This is a genomic window from Moraxella sp. CTOTU47579, assembly GCF_032004885.1.
Classification (GTDB): Bacteria; Pseudomonadota; Gammaproteobacteria; order Pseudomonadales; family Moraxellaceae; genus Faucicola; species Faucicola tetraodonis.
Genome location: NZ_DALZOJ010000022.1, coordinates 1 through 15,951 on the forward strand (window position 1 = coordinate 1; position 15,951 = coordinate 15,951).

The window sequence follows — 15,951 nt, forward strand, 5'->3', positions numbered from 1 at the left end:
TTGGGTTTGATTCTTTCATATAGCTATAATACTATATTTTATGGGTTTGGTATAATTAAATGGCACAAAGTCTAAATTTGCACACTGCTTGCTAGCAGAAAGTTAAGAAAATATTGTAATTGGATATATATTGTAATTGGATATATGTAGTCAAATAATCGTCAATGATACAGTATGAGATAACCGATTAGCTAAGTGACTGATTTAAGTGAATTGATATAATAAAGAGCTGCTTTTTAATTAATATTTTAGGCAGCTCTTTAAGAAGCTTAAGCTCAAGAGAATTGAGCTTAAAAAATTTCAACTTAAGAGAATTGGGCTTTAATCTAAGCTGGTAGTTTACTTGCCAACACATCTACTTTTTCAATAGAAGGCGGTTCTGAAAATAGTTCATCTGCTTGGGCCATCAACGCGGCGGCAACCTTGCCCGATAAATGAGCCTCGCGACCTGCTTCATCAGGGAATGCATCAAAAATACCAAAGGTTGAAGGTCCAAGGCGTAGACCAAACCACGCAATTGTAGCGGGTTCATTATTGACGATAGGCAGACCAGCTTTTAGGAAATCTTCTACTTGTTGTTCTTTACCTGGTTTAGCTTCAAGACGGACATATAAAGCGGTTTTAACCATCACTAATACTCCAATATTGACTAGCCGACATTGACTAGCATTAAAATTGAGTCTAAACCACTGTTATATTCATGTCAAACGGCTTTACCGCATAGCTTTGTTGTATATAGGTTACATAAACATTTATGCTTTAAGTCGTGGGGAATGTCTGTATCCGCCTAAATTTGAGGTTGATATTACTTCCTTTATGCTTGCTTTAACCATAACAAACAAGCATAAGTGATAAGGTGTAAATGATGTTGCACTCGCTACCCTTGATTGGGTACACTGGTAAAACGATGAATGACGGCATTTTACCGAGGGCTATTTTTCGCGCAAACACATTCGCGCAACTACAGCCGCAAAATGTAAGCTTAGCTTGTATCTTCAACCTTGCGCCCTTGACCTTGCACCTTTAGCCTAGCCTAGCGTAGCCTCAGAATATCCACTATTTTTTATTAATTCTATCAGATTAGGCTGACTGACCTAAGCCAGCCTGTCTGCAATACACTAAAAACACTGCATTTAATTAAACTAACCCGCTATTAAATATACTATGACAAAAGGACAAATCCATGAAAGCCGTATCATATGTTATCAATAACCAGGATGATTTTAAAAATTCATTGGTAGATATTGAAAAAGCGAAGCCTACGCTTAAGGAGCGTGATGTACTGGTAAAAGTTCAGGCAATCTCTGTAAACCCCGTTGATACCAAAGTGAGAAAAAATTCGTCTGAAGCAAATAATCGTATTTTAGGTTGGGATGCCGTTGGGGAAATTATCGAAGTTGGCCCAAAAGTTACCTCGTTTAAAGTAGGAGATTGTGTTTGGTATGCTGGCGATTTAACCCGAGATGGTAGTAATGCTGAGTTTCAAGCAGTCGATGAACGAATTATCAGTCTTAAACCAATTACAGTATCTAATGCAGAAGCCGCAGCCTTGCCATTAACGGCTATCACGGCATGGGAAATGCTGTTTGATCGGTTTCAAATTTCAGAAACAGACGTTGGCAGTATTTTAATTATTGGTGGTGCAGGCGGTGTAGGATCAATCGCTATTCAGCTCCTAAAAGCAAAAACCAATCTGACCGTGATAGCAACAGCTTCACGTGAAGAAACGAAATCTTGGGTAAAATCACTGGGTGCCGACCATGTCATCGACCATAGCAAAGATTTAAACGAACAAATCGAAGCACTAGGTATTGAAAAACCAAAATACGTCTTCTCTACCAATCATACAGACACCTATATCAAGCAAATAGTTTCTCTGATTGCACCACAAGGTAAGCTTGGATTGATCGATGATCCACAAACCTTTGATATTATGCCGTTTAAGACTAAATCTATTTCTATCCATTGGGAGTTGATGTTCACCCGTTCAATGTTTGAAACCGATGATATTGAAAAGCAAGGTGAATTGCTGCAACAGGTTGCCCAGTTAGTTGACCAGCAAAAAATTAGAAGTACGCTTAACCAAAATCTAGGCAATATTAACGCTGCAAACTTGGAAAAAGCACATAAGCTACTTGAATCAGGTAAGTCAAAAGGCAAAATTGTACTAGAAAACTTCTAAAACACACCTTGTAAAACTCATATTTTAAAACATATCTTGGGTAAAAAGCCCCTTAAAGTAACTCACCAAACGGCTGGCGGAACGAAAACTGCCAGCCGAAATCACTCATCATCTTGGCTGTGCCAATATGCCAAACTCAATAACTAAAACGATAATCAATAAAGTACTGCCACTAAGATGATGACAAGCCATGCCATCAATATAGAGATGACAGAAATCAACGCGGCTTGGGTATATTGATGGTTCATACAGTTATTCCGACACGCTAATACGCTTTATGAATCTAATAAACTTTGCGTATAATTTTCGATACCCATCGAGGTCATTAGTTCCATCTGCGTTTCTAGCCAATCAATGTGCTCTTCACTCCCGTCTTTGAGTTTGACCAATAATTTGCGAGAGACAAAATCGCTTTTCTGCTCACATAAAGCAATCGCATTTTTGATGATGTCAGTTTTTTGATACTCTAGTTGCAAATCACAACGCAAAATTTCAGCGACATTTTCACCGATTAAAATTTTGCCAAGCTCTTGCAAGTTTGGCAGCCCATCTAGCATTAAAATACGCTCAATGAGGTCATCTGCCCATTTCATCTCATGAATCGACTGATGATACAATTTTTCGTTAAGTTCACTCAGTCCCCAGTTTTTGGCGATACGTGCGTGTAAGAAGTATTGGTTAATAGCAATCAATGCCTGACCCAAAACTTGGTTTAGCGCTCTTAGAATTTCTTTATCGACTTGCATAATGTTTACCTTAGTTGCCTTATTGCTTTGTCGCCTTATTCAGAGATGTCACCGAGCTGAGATTGCAGATAATTAGGTAGTCCCATCATATCAATCAGTCTTAACTGCTGCTCTAACCAATGCGCATGGTCTTCTTCGGTATCGACCAATTGGGCGACCAAAATCTCACGGGTTACATAGTCTTGCTCTTGCTCACAAAGCGCAATGCCGTCTTTGAGATGTTGACGAACCGTATATTCAAGCTGCAGATCGGCTTGTAGCATACTTGGCACATCATGACCGATGTTGATATCGGCAACTTTCATATTGGGTGTGCCTTCTAGCATCAACACCCGATTGATTAAGGCACGCGCATGATCGCTTTCTTCTTCCATTTCATGATGCATACGCGTATGAAGTTTTGGATAATGCCATTCATGATACATTTGCGCATGAATAAAGTACTGGTCACGAGCCCCCAGTTCACCACTAATTAAGAAATTTAGATAATCAATAACAGCTTGGCTGCCTTTCATGGGTATATCCTTGAAAAATGAACAGAAACAACGGTTAGGTATTATCTGAAATACTAAATTAAAGTGACGTTAAAAACAATTCACCGCAGCAAATAATTTACAATATTTTTCAATCGCTCATTCATTGAGATTAATGAATAAGTTTGGGTGTGTGCGCTAACAGCTCATTAGGCAACTTAATAAACTAGGCAACATTAATACACTAGGCAACTTCAATAAATAGGTGCGTATAGTTATTGATGCTTTGGGCGTACTCTTCGAGATAACCTTCAATCATTGGCTGACAGCCACCACAGCAAGTAGCCACATCAAGCTCAGCTTGTAACGCCTCTAAGCTGTCATGACCTTGTTCAATGGCTGTTTTGATTTGACTTTCTTTGACCGCATTACAGATACACACAAACATACGCACCTCGTTGATAAATTTTCTTATATAATAATGATAATTATTCTTATTATCAATAAAAATTTTATCAATCAGGTTATTCACTGACAAACGCAATTTTGGTTAGCTTGTTTTCGCTTGCTGTTGCTAGGATTTGTGCGACGGTATCATATCGGCTGTCTTTATCAACGCGTAGCTGAATGCTTGGGGTCTCGCTTAATTTGCCTTGTTCGGCAAAGCGCGTGTTTAATTGCGCCAAACTGATACTGGCATCATCCCAAAAAATCTTGCCATCTTTATCAATGCTTACTTGTATCACTTTGGGCGGGGCTTCATTGACTTGTGCCGAGGTTTTGGGCAAATTTAGCGGTACACTGGGATTGATTACCGTTGCCGTCACCAAAAAAATAATCATCAAGACCAGCATGATATCAATCAGTGGAATCAGATTGATTTCATTCATGCCCGTCGACGCGTCATCACCGAGTTGAAATGCCATAAGTTATTCCCTGTTTATCTGTTTATCTGTTTAGCTTATCTGTTTAGCGTTGGGTCAAGGTTAGGCTTTTTTCAGCATTAAGTCAGCGGCGTTAGTTTGTTGTTTGGGCTGCGAGCTGGTTTGCAAATGGGGTTGAGCGGCTACACTAGTTTGCGTAACTTGTGTGGAAGAATTCATTAACACGTTGGCAAGCAAGGTATGCGCCGTGTCATTCGCTTGGTGCATGGCTTTGCGATTGATTCGTACGATGACATTGTACATAATCACTGCAGGAATCGCTACCGCAAGCCCAAGCCCAGTCATAATCAAAGCCTCCCCAACCGGTCCTGCGACTTGACCAAGTCCTGCTTGACCTGATTTAGCGATGCTATGCAAGGCATGAAAAATCCCCCACACGGTACCAAATAGCCCAATAAAAGGGGCAATGGCAGCGGTCGTGCCAAGGATATTTAAGCCCTGCTCACTGGCAAAACGGTAGCGATTGAGCTGTTGCAGTAACTGCTGCTCAGTGACCAATTTTTGATTGTCTAGGGATAAGGTGGCGAGTTGAGATTGCTGTTGGTAAATTTGCTGAGTCAAATCTTGCGACACTGTCTTAGCAATTTTTTGGCTATTTAAGATACGTAAAATACCTGTAATCCAAGACAGCATCGATAAAATAATTAACACAAAAAATAACGTCTTGGTCACTACATCTGTATATTGCCAGTAATTTGCAAAATCCATAATCATTCCTATAACACGATAAATATAAAAACTAACGTTAAATGTTAGTATAAATGATAATCATTATCAACAAAAATATTAAAAATTAGGCTTAATTTAACCAGCGACTGTACTAAACCACTTTAATTAAGCGAGTTTAAAATATTAAGCAACTTTGATATCAAATGGCTTTAAAACCTCATACTTTTTTATCTTCGCTTTGTGTTAGCTTTATTTTGGGCAAAATTAGCACAAGGTTATTGATAACCTACAGTATCGACTAGGATGAATACCTTGCGCAAAATGCAGTTTTCGGTTACACCGATGAATACCCTAGGCAATTGTTTTGATACCCCGCCAAACCTTGTGGTAGTAGGACGGGTAAAAAATTGGATTTTAGACATAAGCAAAATTTTTCTGCAATATTTTGTGAAAATATTAAACCGCAATGGACAATCCATCATGCTGATGGTTATCACCCATTAAGTTTAAAACTGATAACTTAGCGCTACTTTGACATTGCGCCCCATGGCTTTATCACCGGTATTGGATACGTGCTCATAGTAGTAGGCATCTGTAAGGTTATACACGCCAGCATCCACAGTTAATTGCGGTAACGCGCTTGGACGATAGCTACCAAATACATCATAGGTGGTAAAACTTGGCAGCTCAGCCACAGCAGTAGCGCTGGTGCGACGCGTTAAACCTTTGACATGGCGGATGGCGCTTCCAAGGCTAAATCGTTCATTGATGTCATAATTAAAGCCAAAGTTTAACTGATCGCCTGAGTCTTTGTTGAGTTGGTAGCCTTGCTCGGTTTCGCTTTTGGCATGGGCATAGCCTGCATTCAAGCGCATATTGTTTAGCCGATATTTTGCGCTCAGCTCGTAGCCTTTAACGGTAGTTTCACCGGCATTGATGTAGCTAGCACATTGCCCGTCTGTCACTGTGTTGCCTGTGGCACAGTCAATGCCTGTTATGCGGTCGATTTTATTGTCATATTGGGTATCAAAGACTTTGGCTGTCAGCGACATACTGTCTTGACTGTCAAACACCCCTTGAAAACGGCTACTGATACCCAGCTCTGCGTTTGCGCCTGTTTCTGCTTCGATGTCTTTATTGACGAAGGTTTGCCCAGATTGGTGGATGGTTTCTGGTAAGGGTGGTCCATTAAACAATTGGGTATAACTGGCAAATAAGCTGTGATTTGGCGTTAGTTTAAATTCCCCTGCCAATGCGCCCGACACTTGATTATAGTCGTCACTGCTTAAGCGCTCTGACGGCTTATAATGGTCAAAGCGCACGCCAGGCGTCAGCGCAAATCGTCCCAACTCGATTCGGTCTTGTAAGTACACCCCTACGCTGGTAGCGTCTTCTGTGATATCACTACTCTCTAACGTCGCTGATTTTTTATAGCCTTCTACCCCATAGTTGAGCGTATGTGTCAAAGCATGGTCACCATGATGCTGCGTCAGTTGCTGTTTGATACTTGCCGTCATGCCATCGGTTTTGCCTGACGTGGCTATACGCATGGGGGTCGTTCCGCGCAGTCCTTGCGACAGCGCTTCATTGGTTAAATGATAAATTTTGCTGTTTAGCTCAAAATTGCTATGCGGTTTATACTCATAACCGAGTGCATAGGTTTCATTATTGGTGTAGCCAGGGTGAATATTAGCGGGTAAATTGGCTTGGTAGCCGATATTGGGGCGAAACGGATAGTTGCCGTCATTGTCATAGCTTTGGTAACTGGCAGTAATTTTGTGACCTTCTGCTGGCATCACATTGACTTTGGCTAGTATATTTTTGATAGTAATATCATCACCTTGGATGTGGTTGCCTTTGCCATCTTCACCGCCATCGCTGTCACGCTCACTATAAGACACAATCATGTCCAACTGGTCATTGGGTTTGGCATAGGTCGTTAGACTTCGTTGAAATTGCTGATCGTTACTGGCATAGCCCAGTTTAACCTTTGCCCCCATTTTTTGATCAGGTAGTAGCAAGTCCTGTGCATCCACCGTGGTAAACGCCACACCGCCACCGATGGCATTATTGCCCAAAGTCACCGAGTTATTACCCACTGACACTTCTGTTGTTTTATATAAATCTGGGTCAAGTCCACTAATCCCGGCATGGTGAAAGCCGCGCGTTTCCGGTTGGCGCACCCCATCCACGGTGATTTTTAAGGCACTGCCTGCATTGTCTGAGCCCAAACCCCGAATATAAATATGCTGGTCCATCCCCGAAGTGCCACCGACATTCACCCCAGCAACCGTCGGTAAATATTGATTGAGTAAATCAGCTTGCTGTACCTTGACTGAGGTCTCATGGCGGAAATTCTCAGTCTGTTTTGCTGGGGTATATTGACGGGCATTAAAAGTAATGGTCTGCAAGGTAGTGACGGGTTCTGGCTCACTCGCTGTTGCCAACGGTGAATAAAGGGTGGTTAATACACACAAACTTAAATAGCGCAAAGCACCACGCGGCGGTAAACTAGCATTGGCAGTATTCATAAAATCACTCAGATATATAAAAAAAGAGAAGCGTTACAAAGCGGCAAGAATAATATAAATGATAATCATTATCAATTAATTTTTTCAATTATTTCCCTTTTTTCGAATATCTAACGCTAGTTACCAATAAGTAACCAAATGAAATCTGGCAACTTTAAGCGAAATTATAAAGTGGCTTAAAGTTCACCCAATCATCCTTTCAACAAGTTATAACAATGTCACCCCGCTAAAATTTTGCTAATCTCTCCTAGACAGGAGCCACAATTGGTGCCTGCTTTGCAATGTTTGCCAACCTCAACGACGGTTTTACAGTGATATTTTTTTATTGTCTCAACAATGGTATTTTCACCCACTGACATACAAGAGCAAACAATCCGCCCTGTATCAATAAAACCCGTGGCAGGTTTGCCCATTAGTAGCCATTTACGCGTATGGTTATCAAGACTTCTGCCAAATTGGCTATCTAGCCAGTTATGGGTGGGTAGTTTATGCTCGTGGGTGCTCAAAAATACTAGCGCATGGACTTGCCCATTTTGCAATATCGCAAGTCGTAAATCCTGGCTAGTGTTATCGGTATCAATATGTTGATAATGGATAATATCAAAGTTGTAGGCTTGCGCTGGTTGATAGAGCCATACACTTAACTGCTGTTGCCAATATTGCTTATCAAACCAAGTTGTCATGGCCGCAGACTGATTATCAATGGCAAAAAAATACTGGCTACTGTTTGACTGGCGATTACGCACCCAATAAGTCATATCTGGCGATTCGAGCCAACTGAGCAGGTTTTCATCACAGTGTTTATCAATCAATAACCATCCAAATGCTTGCATGGTTAGCTTTTGCAGCCTGACAGGTTGGTGCTTGAGCTGCGGTTGCTGTGAAAAGGGGTCATGATGATTGCTAATAAGCTTACCGACACGCGCATTGGCGGCAAAGTGCTGATTCCAGTGCATGGGTATAAACACATCGCCTTGGCGTTGTTTTTCGGTCACATCCGCTCGCACTAAGATAGTACCGTTGGGGCTGTTAATTTGCACAAAATCGTTATTTTGTACACCCAAAGGTTTGGCGTCACTCGGGTGAATCGCAACCAGTGGGTGCGGTAAATGCTGATTGAGCTGTGGGGCAATCCCTGTACGGGTCATGGTATGCCATTGGTCACGCGAGCGACCTGTGTTAAGCACTAGTGGATATTGCTCATCAGGCAATGACTTGGGTACCGCAGGATTAACGGTGACAAAATGCAGTTTTTGGGTATCAGTATAAGTTGTGCCGATAGTGGTGTGTGCGTCTTGTTTTTGTAGTCCAAAATAATGCGGTTGACCCCATTGAAACGGTGCCAAATTATCATACTCGTTTTGGCTAATATTGGCTAAATGACTGATATTAAAACTTCGACTATCTGTATTTTTTTCACCGCCATTCTTCTCGCCACTAAGCCGAGCGTGTTCGGCAAACACTTGGTAGTCGTGGGTGTAATCAAAACCCACAAAACCCATTTTCTGTGCCACTTGGCTGACTATCCACCAGTCGGGCTTGGCATCAGCAAATGGGGTGACTAAGCGGCGCTGGCGAGAGATACGGCGTTCGCTGTTGGTGACCGTGCCTGATTTTTCACTCCAGCCTTGCGCGGGCAAAACCACATGAGCAAAGTCGAGCGTGTCGCTGTCTTTTGAGCAGTCAGACACGATGACCAGTGGGCATTGCTGTAACGCCATGGCAAATTTGTCTGCTTCTGGTAGACTGACTACAGGATTGGTCGCCATAATCCAAATCGCTTTAATTTGCCCCTCCAAAATAGCATCGGCACATTGGGTTGCCTTGATACCATCTTTACCACTAATACTAGTCGGTGCTTGCCAAAAGTTGGCTACTGTTTGACGATGGTCGCTGTTTTTGAGCTCAAAATGACTGGCAAGCAGATTGGCTAACGCCCCGACCTCTCGCCCACCCATGGCATTGGGCTGTCCTGTAATTGAGAATGCCCCTGCCCCTTGATAACCCAGTTTGCCTGTATAAAGGTGGCAATTGATAATGCTATTCACCTTATCGGTGCCATTACTGGCTTGATTGACACCCATGGAGTAAAAACTCACGGTTTTCGTGGTAGTGGCAAACAATTGGTAAAACTCGGTTAAATCACTTTCGTTGACACCGCAGATTTTGGCAACTTTTTTAATCGTCCAACTGTCACTGGCTGCAAGCGCATCAGCAAGATTGTCACAATGCCTGAGATAATCGTGATTAGCATGGCCGTTTTGGTGCAAGTAATTGAGTAGTCCGACAAATAAATGGGTGTCTGTGCCGGAGCGAATCGGCAAATGCAAGTCAGCAATCGCGGTGCTGTCAGTGGCTCGTGGGTCAATCACCACGATTTTTTTGTTGGCATTGGCTTGTTTGCTGGATTTTAACCGACCAAATAAAATCGGATGACACCACGCCATATTCGAACCGATAATGATAAATAGGTCGCTGTTTTCGATGTCTTCATAATTACAAGGCACAGTGTCCGAGCCAAATGCTCGTTTGTAGCCAGCCACGGCTGATGACATACACAGTCGAGAATTGGAGTCCAAATTATTGGTACCCAAAAAACCTTTAGTAAATTTGTTTGCCACGTAATAATCTTCGGTGAGCAGTTGTCCCGATACATATAGCATAACGCTGTCGGCGCCGTATTCATCAATGGTCTGTTGCAATGATTTAGCAACAAAATCGGTGGCGGTATCCCAATCGACTGGCTCGCCATGAATCATCGGATGTGCCAAACGGCGGTCACGATCGAGCGTATCGCCCAACGCTTTGCCTTTGGAGCATAATTTGCCAAAGTTGGCAGGATGGTTTGGATCACCGTCAATGCTGACGTGTTGGGTATTCTCATCAATCGTCGCTAACACGCCACAGCCAACACCGCAATAGGCACAGGTAGTCTTGACTTGTGTCAGGGGGGATTTTTGTGATGCTAAATGTTGTATAGTTGTTGTCACACGTTAACCTTTTACTATTTTTAATTTCTACCAGTCAGATCAGCCCGCCAGCAACTCTTCACAAAACGCTTTGCCAAACAGTAATTTATCTTTGATGGCTGAAATATCTTGTTGATTTTGAATCAGTTCAAAAAACCAACCGCCCTCTTGTACATCACCATATAGCACTGCAGATAAAATACGGTTGTCTTTTACGGTGATTTTTTGATAGATGCTATGGCTAGGGTCTTGATAAATCAATTGCTCGCAGTCGTGACTTACATCGATATCACCTGCCGAAAATAGCGCCACGCCCGAGACCTTTAGCTTGGTTGCCGTTGGTTGTACGCTAAACACGGGCGAGGTGCTACCTGGCTGCTCGTTTAAGGTATGTAGCAGAATATTGGCTTGCTCATACACAGGTGCGACTAGCCCAAATAGCTGGTTGTCAAACTGTACACACTCGCCAATCGCATACACGTCTGGGGTATGGGTTCGCATTTGGTTATCAACCAAAATCCCCCGCTCGCAACTGATACCGACCTGTTGCGCAAGGGCAATATTGGGTCGCACGCCGACGGTCATGATAATGCAATCGCTGTCAATGGTTTTGGCAGGGATGGATGTGTCGACATTATCCGTGTAAGTTAGTCCAGTAACCTGGTTATCCTTATCTACACAAATCGCTTGGGAGTTGGCATTGAGCACAAACTCAATACCTTTGTTTTCAAAGTAAGTTTGCAGTAAATCGGCAGCGGTTTTATCCAGTTGGCGATTGAGTAAATAGCCTGCCCCATGCACCACAGTGACTTTCGCTCCCTGTTGTACCAAAGCATTAGCAGCCTCAAGACCGAGTAATCCACCGCCGATAACCAGACATTTTGGAGATTTTTTGCCATTATGATTGGTTTTTGCGATATCTAGCATAGCATCCACATCGGCTTTGGTACGAAAGCCCATGACGCCTTTTGCGGTATGGTTGGGCAATGGCAAAATAAATGGCGTTGAACCTGTGGCAAACACCAATTTGTCATAGCCGATAGTTTCGCCACTGTCGGTGATGACCTGATGAGCAGCAAGATTGATATCGCTAACAGTGCAACCTGTCTTTACAGTGATGTTATGGTTGGCGTACTCCTCTTGAGAAAATAGATAAATCTCAGCGAAGCGTTTTTCCCCTGCCAATACAGGCGATAGCATAATACGGTTATAGCCTGCATATGGCTCGCTGTTGATAAGCGTGATGGCAAACTCATCTTGACTTTGCTCGCCTTGGCTATCAATCCCCAGTCCGCTGTGGGCACTCAATCTGCTTTTGGCATACTGCATAGCAAAGCGTGTCCCTGCCATCCCTGCCCCTATGATAAGAATGTGTGTATGTTGCATTGCTTGGCTGACCTTGCTTATCCGACCCGATATTTAAATACTTTAAAATTTAGCACTTTAGAATCTAGCACTTTAAAATTTAATAATTCAAAATTTATGCCAACCGTTTTAAGCGGTTGTTTTTTACTGTTTTCTATGATGTTTTAAATTTTGGCTTTTATTTGCCGGACAGTGTGATGGATGTTAACCACTCTTTGAATTTAATCTCTTTAACTGTGCATGACTGTTTGACGGTTTTTAAAATATTTTTAGACATTTTTTTGCCTATTTATTTGCATTATTTTTTCACCTTATCGATTACTTACCAAAATAGTGCAGTACGGCGTCAAATTTTTATGATTCATACTAATCGGTGAAAGTTTTATCACAGCAAAAAATAGCTAATTGATGGGTCATCAAAAAAATTATTGTAAAAACAAAAGTTTATGATAATGGCATAAATATTGCTTTTGCCTTGTTACCGTGAACCGTACAGGCTTACTTAAAGGAGAAGCAGATGCCCCAACGTTTACCGCTGTTTGCTATGAAATTACCCCGTATCAAGGTGTTACATTACACCTGGTTTGCTTTTTTCGTCACCTTTTTAATTTGGTTTGCTCATGTGGCATTGATGCCAACTATCAAACAATATTTTCATTTGAGCGATGGACAAGTCAAAGCGATCTTGATGCTCAATGTGGCTTTGACCATTCCTGCCCGTTTGCTAATCGGCGCGATGGTCGATAGATACGGCCCCAAGCGTTCATATAGTGCTGTGTTGTTGATTAGCGGTTTTTTGTGTTTTGTGTTTGCTTTTGCTCAAAGTTTCCAAATGCTGGCGATTGGGCGATTTTTGCTAGGTTTTGTCGGTGCAGGATTTGTGGTTGGGATTCGTTTGATTTCAGAATGGTTTCCTGTCAATGAAGTCGGCTCGGCAGAAGGGGTGTACGGCGGTTGGGGCAATTTTGGGGCGGCAGTAGCGTCAATGTCGATGCCGATTCTTGCCTTAATGTATGGCGGTGCAGACGGTTGGCGGTATGCGATTGCTACCACAGGCGTGATTGCGATTGTTTATTCGGTCATTTTTTATCGTGGCGTCAGTGATACACCCAAAGGCGCGACTTATTTTAAACCAAAAAAATCAGGCGGCTTGGAAGTATCAAACAAGGCAGACTTTTACTTTTATGCGGTGATGATTTTACCGGTTTATGCGATTTTGTTTTTGTTGGCGTGGCGTTTGTCACCTAGCGGATTAAAATTATTAACTGCTAATCAAACCATGCTGGCATATGCGGTGGTGGCGGTGCTTGTAGTCTATCAATATATCAAAATCTGGTCAGTCAATAAGCATTTATTTGATACATCTCGCCCTGCGGTAAATCCAGAATATGGTTATCAGTTCAAACAAGTGGCGATTTTAGACATGGCGTATTTGGCATGTTTTGGCTCTGAGTTGGCAGTGGTGTCGATGTTGCCGCAATTTTTTATTACCAACTATGGTGTATCGCATACTTTAGCAGGGTTGACTGCAGGCTGTTTTGCGGTGATGAATTTATTTGCTCGTCCTGGCGGTGGTTTTATGTCCGATGCGGTCGGTCGTCGTAAAGTATTGATGATTGCATTGGCAGGGCAAACGGTGGGTTATCTGCTAATGACGCAAATGACCAAGTTACCATTGGCGGGTGCAGTGGCAATCGTGCTGCTTACTTCTGTATTTGTGCAAGCAGCATGCGGTGCAGTGTATTCAGTGGTTCCGCTCATTCAACGCCGTATGACAGGGCAAATTGCTGGTATGGCGGGTGCCTATGGTAACGTAGGTGGGGTGTTGTTTTTGACTATTTTCTCTATGGTATCGCCAACAGGATTCTTTATTACCCTCGCGATTTTTGCAGGGATTGCCTTTATTGGCGCGACCTTCCTGAGCGAGCCACAAGGACATATGGTCGAGGTGCACGAAGATGGCACGATTGAGCGAATTGCGATAGCGTAATCGCTCTTTAAATCCAACCAAAAAACAGTCGACCAGCGGACAAGGAAGTCTAGTTAGTAAGGCAAAAAAGGGTGTATGCCCTTTTTTCATTTTTGCACAATGCGTAGCAACCGTGCTAGTAAGGAAAAACCCATGTCAAAAGCCATTCAGCAAAATACCCCCAGTTTTCAATCCTTGCCGCAACTGCTGACCCGTGCTGCTAGTCATGCAGGGCGCAAAGCGGAAAACCAAGACACCTTGACGGTGCAAACGCTGGTGCCGACAAGGGATAGCAGCGCCGCTCAGCTTGCATGGCAAGTCACCGCTTTAGCTGACGGCGTCAGCAGCTGCGGACAGCCAAAGCTCGCCAGTCAATGGGTGATTGATACGCTGATCGACCAATTAACCATGTACCAAGCTGACATGGTGACAACCCCAGTTACTAGCCCTGTGACTAGCGATTCATTGAATAACAACAATGCCGAAACGCTGGCGCAAATGCTCACCAAAAGCGTGCATATTATCAATGATTTTTTGTATTTTAGTGATCACCATGACAGCTTTGATTCAGCCTCGCAGCGGTATTTGCCCAAATTACTCTCAACCTTATCTGGGCTGCTGTTTACCGAGCCTTTATTATCCGAGCACGCGGCAGTGTTATTCCACACGGGCGATAGCCGTATCTATCGGCTACGGCACAACAAACTGCGCGTACTCACCCAAGACCACAGACACAAACGAGGGCGAGACAAAGGCGCGTTAGCCGCTGCACTTGGCGCAGATGCCCATGTAGAATTACAACTCGCCCAAATTGATGTGTTGCCCGAAGATGTGTTTTTGATAATGACCGATGGCGTGTATGAATTTATCGGTGATGATGAATTGTTGTTACTCACCCAATCGGCATTGGGCAAATTGTTGGCGCTGGATAACTCCACCACCCTAGACTTAGAAAATTTGCCAGAAACCTTGTGCCAAGTGGCATTGGAAAATGGCAGTAACGACAATGTCAGTTGCGTGATGATAGCCGTCTTGCCAAAAGTTGCGAGAATTTTGGCGAATGCAGATTTTGACAAAGCTGACCTTGCCGAACATACAGACAGTCGTCATGCCGTTACCCGTTTACGCATTCCGCCTGTGCTGACTGTCGGCGACAAGCTTGATCATTTTACCATTGACAAAGTGGTGCAAAACACCCCACGCAGTAGCGTGTATTTGGCAACCGACAGCACCGCTGACACAGCCGATAATCAGCGTATTATCAAAGTGCCGTCTGCCTATTATGAAGACGATAGCGGATTTTTACGGCTGTTTTTAAAAGAAGAAAAAATAGGGTTAAGCCTCAATCACCCAAGCTTACTAAAATTTTACCCCAAGCCGATGAATAGCCAGTATCTGTACCATGTCACCGAATTTTTGCAAGGCATGAGCTTGCGTGAATTTATCGACACCCAACCGCCTTTATCGGTTGCCCAAACCTTTACTATTGTCAATCAAATCGGTATGGCGCTTCGAGCCATGCATCGTAATTATCTACTTCATCAAGATATCAAGCCCGAAAATATCATGCTGCTGCCATCGGGTCATATCAAGCTCATTGACTTTGGTTCGGTTGGCTCGTTGCTCTTAAGAACTGGGCATACACCGCCTGTGGGCGATTTACATTATACTGCCCCCGAATATTTTAGCGATGCACCAAAAGGGGTGTATTCCGATATCTTCTCGCTGGGTGTAGTGACTTATGAGATGCTGACAGGACTACAGCCGTTTGATGTCGATACCTTGACCACGGCAATGACCGCCCAAACCACCCAAAAACTGGCGTTCAAAAACGTGCGGCAATTGCGCACGGATTTGCCATTTTGGGTCAATGACGTGCTGATTCGTGCATTGCAAGCAGATAGCAACCGCCGCTATCAGAGCATTGGCGATTTTCTCACCGACCTTGACCCCAAAAGCCATGCTGATGATAAAGCCAAGCAGCCGCTGATTGATAAACATCCTGTGCTATTTTGGCAACTGGTCAGTGGCATATTAGCAGCGCTGTTGCTCATCACTTGGTTACTGGTTGGGTTAAATCACTAAAATGTGAGTTATTTTTCT

The 15,951-nt window shown here is 43.2% G+C and carries 12 protein-coding genes; 3 read left to right on the forward strand and 9 right to left on the reverse strand.

The features are described 5' to 3' along the window. Positions 1–326: 326 nt before the first annotated feature. Positions 327–629, reverse strand: a complete 303-nt coding sequence (locus RTP55_RS10350; RefSeq protein WP_312385932.1) for a putative quinol monooxygenase — start codon at positions 627–629, stop codon at positions 327–329. Between the two features lie 554 nt (positions 630–1,183). On the opposite strand from RTP55_RS10350, the gene RTP55_RS10355 reads away from it, so the two are divergent. Further along, positions 1,184–2,182 (forward strand): zinc-binding alcohol dehydrogenase family protein, encoded by a 999-nt coding sequence (locus RTP55_RS10355; RefSeq protein ID WP_204154956.1) that lies wholly within the window; start codon positions 1,184–1,186, stop codon positions 2,180–2,182. Positions 2,183–2,457: 275 nt separating this feature from the next. On the opposite strand, the gene bfr (RTP55_RS10360) is transcribed toward RTP55_RS10355, so the two are convergent. The 8 genes from bfr (RTP55_RS10360) to RTP55_RS10395 all read right to left on the reverse strand — a co-directional run bounded on the left by bfr (RTP55_RS10360) (position 2,458) and on the right by RTP55_RS10395 (position 11,900). Beyond that, positions 2,458–2,928: a bacterioferritin gene (gene bfr, locus RTP55_RS10360; RefSeq protein ID WP_099833574.1), complete on the reverse strand. Its 471-nt coding sequence runs from the start codon at positions 2,926–2,928 to the stop codon at positions 2,458–2,460. A 35-nt stretch (positions 2,929–2,963) separates the two neighbouring features. Further along, positions 2,964–3,443, reverse strand: a complete 480-nt coding sequence (bfr, locus tag RTP55_RS10365) for a bacterioferritin (protein ID WP_312385935.1) — start codon at positions 3,441–3,443, stop codon at positions 2,964–2,966. A 202-nt stretch (positions 3,444–3,645) separates the two neighbouring features. Continuing rightward, positions 3,646–3,849 (reverse strand): (2Fe-2S)-binding protein, encoded by a 204-nt coding sequence (locus tag RTP55_RS10370; protein WP_007116452.1) that lies wholly within the window; start codon positions 3,847–3,849, stop codon positions 3,646–3,648. A 76-nt stretch (positions 3,850–3,925) separates the two neighbouring features. Beyond that, positions 3,926–4,327: an ExbD/TolR family protein gene (locus RTP55_RS10375; protein WP_007116453.1), complete on the reverse strand. Its 402-nt coding sequence runs from the start codon at positions 4,325–4,327 to the stop codon at positions 3,926–3,928. Between the two features lie 60 nt (positions 4,328–4,387). Then, entirely contained in the window at positions 4,388–5,053 is a 666-nt protein-coding gene (locus tag RTP55_RS10380) for a MotA/TolQ/ExbB proton channel family protein (protein ID WP_312385938.1), read from the reverse strand. Between the two features lie 467 nt (positions 5,054–5,520). Further along, a complete protein-coding gene (locus tag RTP55_RS10385) occupies positions 5,521–7,545 on the reverse strand; it encodes a TonB-dependent receptor domain-containing protein (protein WP_312385940.1) in 2,025 nt (674 codons plus the stop codon). A gap of 218 nt (positions 7,546–7,763) precedes the next feature. After that, the gene (locus RTP55_RS10390) at positions 7,764–10,535 is read right to left on the reverse strand and encodes a molybdopterin-dependent oxidoreductase (RefSeq protein ID WP_312385942.1); all 2,772 of its coding nucleotides are present in this window, start codon (positions 10,533–10,535) and stop codon (positions 7,764–7,766) included. A gap of 39 nt (positions 10,536–10,574) precedes the next feature. Next, on the reverse strand, positions 10,575–11,900 hold the full coding sequence (locus RTP55_RS10395; RefSeq protein WP_312385944.1) for an NAD(P)/FAD-dependent oxidoreductase: 1,326 nt from the start codon (positions 11,898–11,900) through the stop codon (positions 10,575–10,577). A gap of 496 nt (positions 11,901–12,396) precedes the next feature. Here RTP55_RS10395 and RTP55_RS10400 point away from each other — a divergent pair, with 496 nt between their 5' ends. Together RTP55_RS10400 and RTP55_RS10405 are read left to right on the forward strand one after the other, a co-directional pair. Continuing rightward, entirely contained in the window at positions 12,397–13,869 is a 1,473-nt protein-coding gene (locus tag RTP55_RS10400; RefSeq protein ID WP_050323933.1) for an MFS transporter, read from the forward strand. A gap of 132 nt (positions 13,870–14,001) precedes the next feature. Further along, entirely contained in the window at positions 14,002–15,933 is a 1,932-nt protein-coding gene (locus RTP55_RS10405; protein WP_312385946.1) for a bifunctional protein-serine/threonine kinase/phosphatase, read from the forward strand. Positions 15,934–15,951 lie beyond the last annotated feature (18 nt).

Bases quoted from the DNA above. Each gene is read 5' to 3' on its own strand.
- RTP55_RS10380 (WP_312385938.1), bottom strand. From the start codon at position 5,053: ATGGATTTTGCAAATTACTGGCAATATACAGATGTAGTGACCAAGACG.
- bfr (WP_099833574.1), bottom strand. From the start codon at position 2,928: ATGCAAGTCGATAAAGAAATTCTAAGAGCGCTAAACCAAGTTTTGGGT.
- RTP55_RS10395 (WP_312385944.1), bottom strand. From the start codon at position 11,900: ATGCAACATACACACATTCTTATCATAGGGGCAGGGATGGCAGGGACA.
- RTP55_RS10385 (WP_312385940.1), bottom strand. From the start codon at position 7,545: ATGAATACTGCCAATGCTAGTTTACCGCCGCGTGGTGCTTTGCGCTAT.
- RTP55_RS10375 (WP_007116453.1), bottom strand. From the start codon at position 4,327: ATGGCATTTCAACTCGGTGATGACGCGTCGACGGGCATGAATGAAATC.
- bfr (WP_312385935.1), bottom strand. From the start codon at position 3,443: ATGAAAGGCAGCCAAGCTGTTATTGATTATCTAAATTTCTTAATTAGT.
- RTP55_RS10350 (WP_312385932.1), bottom strand. From the start codon at position 629: ATGGTTAAAACCGCTTTATATGTCCGTCTTGAAGCTAAACCAGGTAAA.
- RTP55_RS10355 (WP_204154956.1), top strand. From the start codon at position 1,184: ATGAAAGCCGTATCATATGTTATCAATAACCAGGATGATTTTAAAAAT.
- RTP55_RS10370 (WP_007116452.1), bottom strand. From the start codon at position 3,849: ATGTTTGTGTGTATCTGTAATGCGGTCAAAGAAAGTCAAATCAAAACA.
- RTP55_RS10405 (WP_312385946.1), top strand. From the start codon at position 14,002: ATGTCAAAAGCCATTCAGCAAAATACCCCCAGTTTTCAATCCTTGCCG.
- RTP55_RS10400 (WP_050323933.1), top strand. From the start codon at position 12,397: ATGCCCCAACGTTTACCGCTGTTTGCTATGAAATTACCCCGTATCAAG.